This window comes from Micromonospora sp. NPDC048169, from assembly GCF_040652815.1.
Lineage (GTDB): Bacteria > Actinomycetota > Actinomycetes > Mycobacteriales > Micromonosporaceae > Micromonospora.
Genome location: NZ_JBEZMS010000003.1, coordinates 208,173 through 220,475, shown reverse-complemented (window position 1 = coordinate 220,475; position 12,303 = coordinate 208,173). Strand labels below are relative to the sequence as shown.

10 protein-coding genes and 1 tRNA gene are annotated in these 12,303 nt (G+C 70.1%); 2 read left to right on the top strand and 9 right to left on the bottom strand.

Going from position 1 to position 12,303, the window contains the following annotated elements; all coding sequences use genetic code 11:
* Window positions 1-4: 4 nt before the first annotated feature.
* The 5 genes from AB0D28_RS04610 to gyrB form a co-directional block, all read right to left on the bottom strand.
* Window positions 5-133: a DLW-39 family protein gene (locus AB0D28_RS04610; RefSeq protein ID WP_013283222.1), complete on the bottom strand. Its 129-nt coding sequence runs from the start codon at window positions 131-133 to the stop codon at window positions 5-7.
* A 44-nt stretch (window positions 134-177) separates the two neighbouring features.
* A tRNA-Ile gene (locus AB0D28_RS04605) sits at window positions 178-251 on the bottom strand.
* Between the two features lie 142 nt (window positions 252-393).
* The gene (locus tag AB0D28_RS04600; protein ID WP_357382174.1) at window positions 394-1,320 is read right to left on the bottom strand and encodes a DUF3566 domain-containing protein; all 927 of its coding nucleotides are present in this window, start codon (window positions 1,318-1,320) and stop codon (window positions 394-396) included.
* A 3-nt stretch (window positions 1,321-1,323) separates the two neighbouring features.
* Window positions 1,324-3,843 carry a DNA gyrase subunit A gene (gene gyrA / locus AB0D28_RS04595; protein ID WP_357382172.1) on the bottom strand — a complete coding sequence of 840 codons (2,520 nt, stop codon included), beginning with the start codon at window positions 3,841-3,843 and terminating at the stop codon, window positions 1,324-1,326.
* Between the two features lie 132 nt (window positions 3,844-3,975).
* Window positions 3,976-5,922 carry a DNA topoisomerase (ATP-hydrolyzing) subunit B gene (gene gyrB, locus AB0D28_RS04590; protein ID WP_357382170.1) on the bottom strand — a complete coding sequence of 649 codons (1,947 nt, stop codon included), beginning with the start codon at window positions 5,920-5,922 and terminating at the stop codon, window positions 3,976-3,978.
* 548 nt (window positions 5,923-6,470) lie between these two features.
* Between gyrB and AB0D28_RS04585 the strand changes: the two genes are divergently transcribed.
* Window positions 6,471-7,025, top strand: coding sequence for a hypothetical protein (locus AB0D28_RS04585; RefSeq protein ID WP_120572509.1), 555 nt, complete (start codon window positions 6,471-6,473; stop codon window positions 7,023-7,025).
* A 68-nt stretch (window positions 7,026-7,093) separates the two neighbouring features.
* Window positions 7,094-7,333 carry a hypothetical protein gene (locus AB0D28_RS04580; protein WP_357382168.1) on the top strand — a complete coding sequence of 80 codons (240 nt, stop codon included), beginning with the start codon at window positions 7,094-7,096 and terminating at the stop codon, window positions 7,331-7,333.
* Here the strand turns inward: AB0D28_RS04580 and AB0D28_RS04575 are convergent.
* The 4 genes from AB0D28_RS04575 to dnaN are packed head-to-tail and all read right to left on the bottom strand — an operon-like array spanning window position 7,324 to window position 11,115.
* Entirely contained in the window at window positions 7,324-7,929 is a 606-nt protein-coding gene (locus AB0D28_RS04575) for a DciA family protein (protein ID WP_357382166.1), read from the bottom strand. The genes AB0D28_RS04580 and AB0D28_RS04575 overlap by 10 nt on opposite strands.
* Window positions 7,922-9,052 (bottom strand): DNA replication/repair protein RecF, encoded by a 1,131-nt coding sequence (recF, locus tag AB0D28_RS04570; RefSeq protein ID WP_357382164.1) that lies wholly within the window; start codon window positions 9,050-9,052, stop codon window positions 7,922-7,924. Before recF ends, AB0D28_RS04575 begins: the two co-directional genes overlap by 8 nt.
* A gap of 16 nt (window positions 9,053-9,068) precedes the next feature.
* Complete coding sequence (gene gnd / locus AB0D28_RS04565) at window positions 9,069-9,941, bottom strand: phosphogluconate dehydrogenase (NAD(+)-dependent, decarboxylating) (RefSeq protein WP_357382162.1); 873 nt, start codon at window positions 9,939-9,941, stop codon at window positions 9,069-9,071.
* A gap of 40 nt (window positions 9,942-9,981) precedes the next feature.
* Complete coding sequence (gene dnaN / locus AB0D28_RS04560) at window positions 9,982-11,115, bottom strand: DNA polymerase III subunit beta (RefSeq protein ID WP_357382160.1); 1,134 nt, start codon at window positions 11,113-11,115, stop codon at window positions 9,982-9,984.
* Window positions 11,116-12,303 lie beyond the last annotated feature (1,188 nt).

Sequence of the window (12,303 nt, the reverse complement as noted above, 5' to 3'; positions counted from 1 at the left end):
GTGCTCAGCGCAGGTCGGGTGCCGTGGTCGCCTCGTGCCACAGGGCGCGCTCGTCGTTCGAGGCCTTGACCTTCTTGGCCACGACGGCGGCCACACCGACGATGCCGGCCAGGATCAGGAGCTTCTTGAACATGTTGCTTGACCCCTCGCGCTCGACTGCCGTCGGACGATGTGCGGTGGGGCTAGCTGGAATCGAACCAGCGACCTCAGAGTTATCAGCTCTGCGCTCTAACCGACTGAGCTATAGCCCCGCGTAGCGACGAGCTAGGTTAACCCATCGCCTCCACCGCGCCCAAATCGGGGTCCGCGGCGGAAGCACCCGCGCCATCTCGAACCTACCCGGACGCACGACGCCGGGGCGACCGCTTTACGCGGTGCCCCGGCGTCGGCCGATCAGTCCCGCTCGGCGAGCGTCAGCTCGATGCCGCCGACCAGGTCGGCGCAGACGTTGTAGACGAACGCGCTGAGCGTGGCCAGCGCGGTGAACAGCACGACGTTCACCAGGCCGATCAGCGCCGACGTCAGGATCACGCCCTTGGCGGTGATCCGGAAGCCGCCGCCACCCTGGCCGCCCCCGGCGTTCACCAGGTCGGTCAGGCTGTCGTTGACGCTCTTGAACACACCCATCGCGTCCAGCGCCAGGTAGAGCACCGACGTCGCCACGACGACCACGATGAAGAGAACCACGGACACCGCGAAGGCGAACTTCATCACCGACCACGGGTCGATCCGCTTCAGGTTCAGCCGGGCCCGTCGCGGTCCGCGCGACGCGGCCGAGCCGACCGAGGTACGCGCGGCGCGTACCGCCTCACCCACGCGCGCGGCGCCGACGGCTGCCGCGCCGCTGATGCCCGGCGGCAGGCCGCCGCCGTTTGCGGGCCGGTTCTGGGCGTTCCCGGCGCCGGCCGGACGCGAGCCGTCCGGTGACGTCTTCGGGGCGGTGCCCAGGCCGGCGCCGATCCGGGGCTGCGTGCCGGTCGTGCCCGTGGAGGCCCGGCCGGACGCCGACGGCATCTTGATCGCCTGGGTGTTCGTGGCGTTCGCGGAATTGGCGGCCGGAGCGGCCAGACCGTCGGCCGACGTCGGCGCGTCGACCTTGGTCTCGGTCGAGTCCCGGGAACCGGAGTCCTCGCCCGGCTTGTCCGGAGGCGGGGTCATGCCGGGAGCCCGGGTGAACTTCGGGGCAGGCGCGTCGGCGGGAACCGTGGCCCGGCCCACGGCCGCGCGGCCGGTCGCTGGTGTGCCGCCCTGCGCGGCCTCCTCCTCGACCGGATTGGCCGAGGTCCCCTTGTTCCCCGACTTCGCCTGTGTCTCCGTCATCAACTAGTCCTGTTCGTCAGGCTCGTCGGCATTGCGAGCAATCGCCACGATAGTCACGCCGTCCGGGAGGTCCATCAGCTTGACCCCCATTGTGTTCCGGTCACGCGTACGGCGTACAGGCTTCACCGGAGTCCGAATGACGCCGCCGTTGCTCGTGATGGCGAACAGCTCGTCCTCCGGATCGATCACGACCGCGCCGACCAGGCCACCGCGTCGCTCGGTGATCTTCGCGGTCAGCACGCCCTTACCTCCCCGGCCCTGGACCGGGTATTCCTCGATCGGGGTACGTTTCGCGTAACCCCCGTTCGTCGCGACCAGAACGTCAAGACCCTCTCGCACCACCTCGACGGCGAGCAACTCGTCCTCGCCGCTGAAGCGCATGCCGATCACGCCGGAGGTGGCCCGGCCCATCGGACGCAGCGCGTCGTCGGTGGCGTTGAAGCGGATCGCCTGGGCGTTCTTCGACACCAGCAACAGGTCGTCCTCCGGTGCGGCCAGCACCGCACCGACCAGCTCGTCCTCATCGCGCAGGTTGATCGCGATGATGCCGCCGGAACGGTTGGAGTCGAACTCCTCGAGCCGCGTCTTCTTCACCAGGCCGTTCTTCGTGGCCAGTACCAGGTAGGGCGCCACCTGGTAGTTCGGGATTTCAATGATCTGCGCGATCTGCTCGTCGGGCTGGAACGCGAGCAGGTTGGCCACGTGCTGGCCCTTGGCCACCCTACTGGCCTCGGGAAGCTCGTAAGCCTTCGCCCGGTAGACCCGACCCTTGTTCGTGAAGAACAGGATCCAGTCGTGGGTAGAGCATACGAAGAAGTGGCTGACGATGTCGTCCTGGCGGAGCGTCGCCCCGCTGACGCCCTTCCCGCCGCGGCGCTGTGACCGGTAGAGATCGACCTTCGTCCGCTTCGCGTACCCGGTGCGCGTGATCGTCACCACCACGTCCTCGCGGGCGATGAGGTCCTCCATCGAGACCTCGCCGTCGAACGGCACGATCTTCGTGCGCCGCTCGTCGCCCCACTTCGCGACGATCTCGCCCAGCTCCTCCGAGACGATCTGCCGCTGCCGCTCCGGCTTGGCCAGGATGTCCTTGAGGTCGGCGATCTCCAGTTCGAGCTTCGCCAGGTCGTCCAGGATCCGCTGCCGCTCCAGGGCGGCGAGCCGGCGCAGCTGCATGTCCAGGATCGCGGTCGCCTGGACCTCGTCGATGTCCAGCAGCCGGATCAGGCCCTGCCGGGCGTCCTCCACAGTGGGCGAGCGACGGATCAGGGCGATCACCTCGTCCAGGGCGTCCAGCGCCTTGGACAGACCGCGCAGGATGTGCGCCCGCTCCTCGGCCTTGCGCAGCCGGAACGCGGTCCGCCGCCGGATCACCTCGATCTGGTGCTCGACGTAGTAGCGGATGAACTGGGCCAGGTTGAGCGTGCGCGGCACGCCGTCGACCAGCGCCAGCATGTTGGCGCCGAACGTCTCCTGGAGCTGGGTGTGCTTGTAGAGGTTGTTCAGCACCACCTTGGCGACCGCGTCGCGCTTGAGCACGAGCACGATCCGCATACCGGTACGCCCGGAGGACTCGTCGCGGATGTCGGCGATGCCGGCGAGCTTGCCCTCCTTGATCAGCTCGGCGATGCGCTCGGCGAGGTTGTCCGGGTTGACCTGGTAGGGCAGCTCGCTGACCACGAGCGCCGGCCGACCCCGCTTGTCCTCCTCCACCTCGACCACGGCGCGCATCCGGATCGAGCCACGCCCGGTCCGGTACGCGTCCTGGATGGCCGCCTGGCCGACGATCAGGCCGTGGGTCGGGAAGTCCGGGCCCTTGACGATCTCCAGCAGGGCTTCCAGCGTGGTGGCCTCGTCGGCCTCCGGGTGCTCCAGGCACCACTGCACGGCCGCGCCGATCTCGCGCAGGTTGTGCGGCGGGATCTTGGTGGCCATGCCGACCGCGATGCCCTCGGAACCGTTGATCAGCAGGTTCGGGATCCGCGACGGCAGGATGGTGGGCTCCTTGGCCCGGCCGTCGTAGTTGTCCTGCAGGTCGACGGTGTCCTCGTCGATGTCCCGCAGCATCTCCATCGCCAGCGGGTCGAGCTTGCACTCCGTATATCTCATGGCGGCAGCCGGATCATTGCCCGGCGAGCCGAAGTTGCCGTTGCCGTCGACGAGCGGGTAGCGCAGCGACCACGGCTGCGCCATCCGGACCAGCGCGTCGTAGATGGCCGAGTCACCGTGCGGGTGGAACTGGCCCATCACGTCGCCGACGACGCGGGAGCACTTCACGTACCCGCGGTCCGGCCGGTAGCCGGAGTCGAACATGGCGTAGAGGATCTTGCGGTGGACCGGCTTGAGCCCGTCCCGGACGTCCGGCAGGGCCCGCCCGACGATGACGCTCATCGCGTAGTCGAGGTACGAGCGCTGCATCTCGACCTCGAGGCCGACCGGCTCGATCCGGTCGTGCTGGACAACCGCGGCCAGTGCCTCCGGGGTCTCCGGCTCGTTCGGGGTGGACTCGGGAGTATCGGTCACTGTTAACCCTTATCAGACTCTTCAGTCGTGGTCTCGCTGTGGATAACGGCTGTGGAAAGCGTTCAGACTGTGGATAACTCTGTGGACTTCCGGGCCGGCCGGTGGATGATCGGCCGGCCCCGGGCGCGTCCGTCAGATGTCCAGGAACCGCACGTCCTTGGCGTTGCGCTGGATGAACGACCGGCGAGCCTCGACGTCCTCGCCCATCAGGACGCTGAACAGCTCGTCCGCCGTGGCGGCGTCGTCGAGCGTGACCCGCCGCAACGTACGCGTCCCCGGGTTCATCGTGGTCTCCCACAGCTCGGGGTAGTTCATCTCGCCGAGACCCTTGAACCGCTGGATGTCGTCCGGGCGGGCGTTTGGCTTCTTCTGCTGGCGCAGGGCGATCAGCCCGTCGCGCTCGCGGTCCGAGTACGCGTACTGGGCGTCGTCGCCCTTCTTGTTCCACTTGATCTTGTAGAGCGGCGGGGCGGCCAGGTAGACGTGGCCCAGCTCGACCAGCGGCCGCATGAAGCGGAACAGCAGGGTGAGCAGCAGCGTCTGGATGTGCTGGCCGTCCACGTCGGCGTCGGCCATCAGCACGATCTTGTGGTAGCGCAGCTTCTCGATGTCGAAGTCGTCGTGGATGCCGGTGCCGAGCGCGGTGATCAGCGCCTGCACCTCGTTGTTCTTCAGCACCCGGTCGATGCGGGCCTTCTCGACGTTGAGGATCTTGCCGCGGATCGGCAGGATCGCCTGGACGCGCGGGTCGCGGCCCTGCTTGGCCGAGCCGCCGGCCGAGTCGCCCTCGACGATGAAGACCTCCGACTCACGCGGGTCGGTGGACTGGCAGTCGGCCAGCTTGCCGGGCATCGAGCCGGACTCCAGCAGCGACTTGCGCCGGGCGAGCTTGCGCGCCTGCTGGGCGGCGATCCGGGCGCGCGCCGCCTGGGACGCCTTCTGGATGATGATCTTCGCTTCGGCCGGGTTGCGGTCGAACCAGTCGACGAGCGACTCGTTGCAGACCCGCTGCACGAAGCCCTTGACCGGGGTGTTGCCCAGCTTGGTCTTGGTCTGGCCCTCGAACTGCGGGTCGGTGAGCTTGACCGAGATGATCGCGGCCAGGCCCTCGCGGATGTCCTCACCCGAAAGGCGCTCGTCGCCCTTGAGCAGCTTCTTCTCGGCGCCGTAGCGGTTGACGACGCTGGTCAGCGCGGCCCGGAAGCCTTCCTCGTGGGTGCCGCCCTCGTGGGTGTTGATGTTGTTGGCGAAGGTGTAGACCGACTCGCCGTACGACTCGTTCCACTGCATGGCGATCTCGACCGACATGCCCGTCTCCTCGGCGCCGAACTCGACCACCGTCTTGTGGATCGGGCTCTTGGAGGCGTTGAGGTGCCGGACGAAGTCGGCGATGCCGCCCTCGTAGTGGAAGGTGACCTCGCGGGTCTTGCCGTCCTCGTCCTCCGGCACCCGCTCGTCGAGCAGGTGGATGGTGAGACCCCGGGTGAGGAAGGCCATCTCCTGGAGGCGACGGTAGATGGTGTGGAAGTCGAAGTCGACCGTCTCGAAGACGTCCGGGTCGGGCCAGAAGGAGACGGCCGAACCGGTGCGGTCGGTCTCCTCGCCCTTCTCCAACGGCGTCGGCTTGGAGTGGTGGTATTCCTGCCGCCAGACGAAGCCGTCCTTGTGGATCTCCACGGCCATCTTGGTGGACAGCGCGTTGACCACGGAGACGCCGACGCCGTGCAGGCCGCCGGAGACGGCGTACGCCTTGCCGTCGAACTTGCCGCCCGCGTGCAGCACGGTCAGGGCGACCTCGACCCCCGGCTTCTTCAGCTTGGGGTGCAGGTCGACCGGGAAGCCACGGCCGTTGTCGGTGACCCGGACACCACCGTCGGCCAGCAGCACCACGTCGATGGTGTCGCAGTGCCCGGCCAGCGCCTCGTCCACCGCGTTGTCGACGACCTCCCACACCAGGTGGTGCAGACCGCGCTCGCCGGTGGACCCGATGTACATACCGGGCCGCTTCCGGACCGCTTCCAGGCCCTCGAGCACGGTGATGGACTCGGCACCGTACTTCTTGTTGTCCTCCGCTGCCACGCTCGGCCACTTTCTCGCACCGGCCGCGCGTGGGCGCGGAGGCGCGGGTTCGGCGGACAGGACACGACGTCGGCGCGCATGGTCCGCCCCTGGGGTCGCCAGGCTCGGATCACGTGCGCCGGGCGCCGCGGTTGCCCGCGGATCGCGATCGGCTCGGACCCGATGCGGGACTATGATCGAGGGCTCATGCGGGCCCCTGTCCGTCGCTCCGTCTCGGGTCTTTCGTCTCGCCCTCAATCTTACTGTGCGGAGCCGACCAAACCGCCACTCGGCACCCTCTCCGGGGCGGCTGAGAATGCCGTAGCCGGACGAACCGCGTCGCCCACGACTCCCCCCACACGCCAACGGGCCGTTACCGCGCCACCGGCCACCGTGAGCCGGGACGGTCTTCCGGCCGGGGTCGGCGGACACACCCGCCCGGGGGTCGCGGCCGGGCCCGGCGTGCCGTAGCTTTTGCGGCGCCGCCGTTGCGGTCTTGATCTTTTGCGCCCGGAACCGGGACGATCGTCGGAGATGGTCCGAAAACGCTTCGTGAGAGGTGACGCCAGATGGGGCTGGACAACGTCGCGGTGCACTGGCCGCGGACCGGCCGCTTCTACGACCCGGTCGCGCCGGCTGAGTTCGTGGACTTCGGCGAGATCGTGGACATGCCCCGGATCTCCGCGCCGACCGCGGCGCTCGCCGAGCTGATCGCCAAGACCGGCACGGTACGCGCGACCGCGTACACCGAGTTGGTCGACCTGATCCTCGGCCTGGAGAATGTGCTCTACGCCACGGAGAACGCGGTCGAGGACGAGGACCCGGTGATCGACCCGGACGGCTGTTCCTGGATCGCCGAGGGCGTGGAGAAGTTCGTCGCCCGGCACCGGCCGTACGGCGAGCCGGTCACGTTCGAGTCGGTGAGCGAGGTGCTGCGCGCGCTGCTCGGCGACGGCCGGCTGGCCGAGCAGCAGCTCCGCTGGCTGGACAGCCGGCTGGACCGGCTACGGGACGAGAACGGCGATCCGCCGCAGTGGAACTTCACCTGCGCCGAGCTGAGTGTGCTGGCCGCCTTCTACCGGCGCTGCGCGGAGCGGGGCTTCGCGGTCTACGCCGACGCCTGACCGCACCCGCCACAGCCGGGTGGTGTACCAATTGTGGTGCACGAACCCCGCGACGGAGAGGGCGGCCGATGAGCGACGACGAGCAGGTGGGCGACGCCTCCGGCAAGGGTGGCCGCCTGCTGGGCTGGGTCTTCCAGAACCTCGCCGGCCCCTCCCAGGTGCAGGGCGCGGTGCAGGGCGGCTCGAAGCTGGCCCGCGAGGCGTGGAAGCAGGACCTGGAACGCCGCAAGCAGTGGAGCCGCGAGCAACGCGAACTCAAGCGCGCCCGGCGGGAGGCACGGCGTTCGGGCGGTGTCGATCAGCCGTAGGTGTCGCGGGGGCCGCGCCCGCGTACCCGTCGAGGGCCGCGCGACCACGACGGCGCCGCCGGCCCGTGGATGTGCAGCTTGCGCACCACGTTGTGGCCCACCTCGCTGGCGATCTGTTTGAGCAGCGAGCCCGCCAGCAGGCGCAACTGCGTCGCCCACGCCGTCGAGCGGGCCTCAACTGTCAGCTCGCCGTCCTCCAGCTTGACCGGGCGGCTGTGCTGCGCGACCTCCGCGCCGACCACCTTCTCCCACGCGCCGAACACAGTCGCCTCGGCCGCCGGCTGCTGCCAGCCGCGCGCCTTCATCAGCTTGTCCAGCACCGCGCCGAGCGGCTGCGGGTCGCGCGGGTCCGGCCCGGGGCCCGAGTAGCCGCGCAGCCGCTTCTCGCCGTCGCCGCGGACCGCGCCGCGCCGTCGCGGGGCCGCCGCCTGCCGCCGGGCCTTCGCCGCGTCGAGCACGGCCCGCGCCAGTTCCGGCCCGCTCGCGCCCTCCGGCGGGTTCGCGGCCGGCTCACCGCCCGCCGGATTTCCCGGGGTACGCGCGTCGCGCCCCGGCCCGAGCCGCGCGGGCGGGAGCCGCACCTCGTCGTCAGACACGCCGCACCGTCCCGTCGCCCACCGTGTACCGGGTGCCGCGCAGGGTCGCCGGCACGTCGTCGTCCACAGCACAGGTGACCAGAAGCTGACTGGCGCCGCCGACCAGCTCGGCCAGCCGCTCCCGGCGGCCGGTGTCCAACTCGGCGAAGACGTCGTCGAGCACCAGCACCGGCTCGATCCCGTCGGCGCGCAGCAGGTCGTACCCGGCCAGCCGCAGCGCCAGCGCGTACGACCAGGACTCGCCGTGGCTCGCGTACCCCTTGGCGGGCAGCGGGCCGAGCGACAGCGCCAGGTCGTCGCGGTGCGGGCCGACGAGCGTGGTGCCGCGCTCGATCTCGGCGGCGCGGTTCGCGGTGAGCGCGGCGGTGAGCGCCTCCGCCAGCGCCGCGCGGTCGGCGCCGGGTTCGGGCAGCTCCACCGAAGGCCGGTACGCGATGCCCGCCGCGCCGCGGCCGGCCGCCACCGCGTCGTACGCCTTCGCCACGTGCGGGGTCAGCGCGGCGACCAGCTCCAGGCGGCCGGCGAGCAGGTCCGCGCCGTGCCGGGCCAGATGCGCGTCCCACACGGCCAGCGTCGACAGGTCGCCGCCGCGGGTTCCCCCGGTCTTGCGAGCGAGGTACGAGGTACGCAGCAGCGCGTTGCGTTGCTTGACCACGCGCTCGTAGTCGGCGCGTACCCCGGCGTAGCGGGGCTGGCGGGTGACCAGCAGGTCGTCCAGGTAGCGGCGGCGTTCGGCCGGGTCGCCTCGGACCAGTTCCAGGTCCTCCGGCGCGAACAGCACCAGGCGCAGCGCGCCGAGGACGTCCCGGGCGCGGCGGGCCGGGGACCGGCCGAGCCGGGCCCGGTTGGCCTTGCCCGGGACGATTTCCAGCTCGACCAGCAGCTCCCGGCCCTCGTGCACCACGGCGCAGCGGATCACCGCCGAGGCGGCGCCCATCCGCACCAGCGGGGCGTCGGTGGCGACCCGGTGCGAGTCCAGGGTCGCCACGTAGCCGAGCGCCTCGACCAGGTTGGTCTTGCCGACGCCGTTGGCGCCGACGAGCACGTTCGGGCCCGGCTCCAGGTCGACGCCGACCCGCTCGTAGGAGCGGAAGTCGACCAGTTCGAGCCGGCGAACGTACACAGCCTGTGGATACCGGTCAGCGCTTGTGGACGGCGTGTCCGCCGAACTGTTGGCGCAGCGCGGCGACGGCCTTCATGGCGGGCGAGTCGTCCTGCCGGGAGGCGAACCGGGCGAAGAGCGACGCGGTGATGACGTTGAGCGGCACGGCGAGCCGGACCGCCTCGTCCACGGTCCAGCGGCCCTCGCCGGTGTCCTCGGTGTAGCCGCTCAGCTCGGCCAGCTCCGGGTCCTCGTCGAGAGCCCGGTCCAGCAGGTCGAGCAGCCAGGACCGGACCACGGTGCCCTCGCGCCACGATTTGAACACGCCGGGCACATTCGTCACCAGCTCGGAGGCGGCCATCAGCTCGTAGCCCTCGGCGTAGGCGTGCATCAGGCCGTACTCGATGCCGTTGTGCACCATCTTGGCGTAGTGGCCGGCGCCGACCGGGCCGGCGTGCACGAAACCGAACTCGCCCTCGGGCTTGAGCGACTCGAAGATCGGCATGAGGCGCTCGACGTGCTCCTGCGCGCCGCCGACCATCAGCGCGTACCCGTTCTGCCGGCCCCAGACGCCGCCGGAGACGCCGACGTCGAGGTAGCCGATGCCCTGCTCGTTCAGCCGCTCGGCACGCGGTGCGTCGTCGCTGAACCGGGAGTTGCCGCCGTCGATGATGATGTCGCCCTCGCCGAGCACACCGGCGAGCTCGTCGATGGTGGCGTCGGTGACGCCGGCGGGGACCATCACCCAGATCGCGCGGGGCGACTGGAGCTTCTCGGCCAGCTCGGCCAGGCTCGCGGCGTCGCTGATCTCCGGGTTGTGGTCGTAGCCGACCACCTCGTGCCCGGCGTCGCGCAACCGCTCCCGCATGTTGCCGCCCATCCGGCCGAGTCCTACCAGGCCGAGCTGCATCTGCTCCTACCTCCGTACGTCAGGGTCGTGCTGCCTGCGATCAGCGGGACACGCGGATCGGCATGATGAGGTACCGGTACCCCGGGATGACCTCGCCATCCTCGCCGGCCGGGGAGATGACCGCGGGCTTGAACGCGTCGACGAACCGGAGCAGCGCGTGCTGCGCGCCCAGGTTGGTCAGACCGTCGATGAGGTACTGCGGGTTGAACCCGATGGTCAGCGGCTCACCGCTGAAGGTGGCGTCCATGGCCTCGCTGGCCCGGGCCTCCTCGGTGCCGCCCGCCTCGACCACCAGACCGTCGGCGCTGAAGCTGAGCAGGACCGGTGTGGTGCGCTCGGCGACCAGCGCGACGCGCTTGACCACCTCGATGAGCGAGGAGACGGCGACACGGGCCTCGGCGTTGTGGTCGGCCGGGAACAGCGACCGCACCGGCGGGTAGTTGGCGCCGTCGAGCAGCCGGCTGGTGGTCCGGCGGGTGCCGCCGGAGAAGCCGATCATGCCTTCACCGGCACCGCCGGAGGACAGCGCCATGGTGACGTGGCCGCCGAGCGGGCCGAGCGCCTTCGCGGTGTCGTGCAGCGTGCGGGCTGGCACCAGCGCGTTGAGGCTGATCTCCGGGTCGTCCGGGTTCCACTCCATCTCGCGCAGCGCGAGGCGGTAGCGGTCGGTCGCGAGCATGGCCATCGTGCCGCCGCTCAGCTCGATGCGTACGCCGGTCATCATCGGCAGCGTCTCGTCGCGGCCGGCGGCCACCGCCACCTGGGCCACGGCGGCGGCGAAGGCGGCGGCGTCCACGGTGCCGGCGCTCTCCGGCATCTCCGGCAGCGTGGGGTAGTCCTCCACCGGCATGGTGGGCAGCGTAAACCGGGCGCTGCCGCAGACCAGCTCCAGGTGGGCGCCGACGGCGGCGATGTCCACCGGCTTGGCCGGCAGGGCCTTGGTGATCTCGGCGAGCAGACGGCCGGAGACCAGGGCGGCGCCGTCCGCGTCACCCTGCACCTCGACGGTCACCTGGCTGGAGACCTCGTAGTCGAAGCCGGAGACCTGGAGGTTGCCGTCGGTCACCCGGAGCATCACCCCGGCCAGCACCGGTACGGAGGGTCGGTTGGGCAGGCTCTTGGCGGTCCACGCGACCGCCTCGGCGAGCGCGTCGCGCTCCACTCGGAACTTCATCAATGCCTCCGCGTCGACGTCAGCGACAACTCTCTCATGCCGACCGCTGCCACCCGTCCCGCCCGACCGTGCGGGTACCCATCGCACCTTAGGGCGCGCGGGCATCGGCTGTGCGCCCGACCCCGTGGATCCAGGTGCCCGGGCGACTGCCGACGGCAGTGCTTCGGCCCGATCCACAGGAAGTCCAACGGTGATGATTGGTTTTTGTTGTTTAGAAGAGATAACTCATCGTCTTCATCGCACCTGTGCAAACTGTGGAGAACCCGCGTCCGCGCAGCTCAGACACGTTATCTACAGGTGGTTTGGCTGTGGAGAACCAGGGGTAAAACTCGTGTCCCGGTCCACAGCCCTCGCCAGCCGCCGGGTTTTCCACGGCTGTCCACCGGTTGTCCACCGGTAATCCACCGGTTTTCTCCCCAGCTCTGTGGACAACCGTGGCAGCGCCGACGACCGCTATCCCCAGAACCTTCAACAGCCCGCCCACAGGCCGGCCACCGTCTGGGGACAACGTGACAGTCGTCCCCAGGCGTCCACAGGCTCGTCCCCAGGAGTTGTCCACAGTCTGTGGGTAACCGGCCGAGTGCGAAGCGTGGTTGTCCACCGCCTGTGACACAGGGGCTGTGGACAACGGGTACGAGCTGTGGACAAGCACGGGACCGATCCTCGGCCCTCCACCGGGTCGAGGGTCAACAAGTTCCGTTGTCGGCTTGCCGCCACTCGCCCGACCCGGCCCGTGGCGCCCTCCAACGACGTCGCCTCACTCACGTGAGCCGGCTCGCCGCCCCGGCTTCCGGCCGATGCTCCCGCTCCCGCTCCCGCTTATGCGCGTGCTCGCGTCGATCATGAGGTTGACGGCCTCGGGCGTCCGATTTGTCGCCGGTAGCCTCATCGTCAGCCCGTCAGCCCGTCAGCCCGTCAGCCCGTCAGCCCGTCAGCCCGTCAGCCCGTCAGCCCGTCAGCCCTGGTAGACGGGCGGACTCGCGGACCAGGGAATGGCTGGACGAGGCGGACTCACCGCGGCGCCGACTCTTGGTCGCCCCGCGCGGCCAACTACGGCTGCCCGTCTCCGACCTTGTTCCCAAGGCCCGGCTGTCGGTTCAGCTCCGGCTTCTCGCTCCGCTCCGGCTCCGCACTGGCCTTCCACTCCGGCCTGCTTCGGCTGGCTCTGCGCGATCTTGGTATGAAACG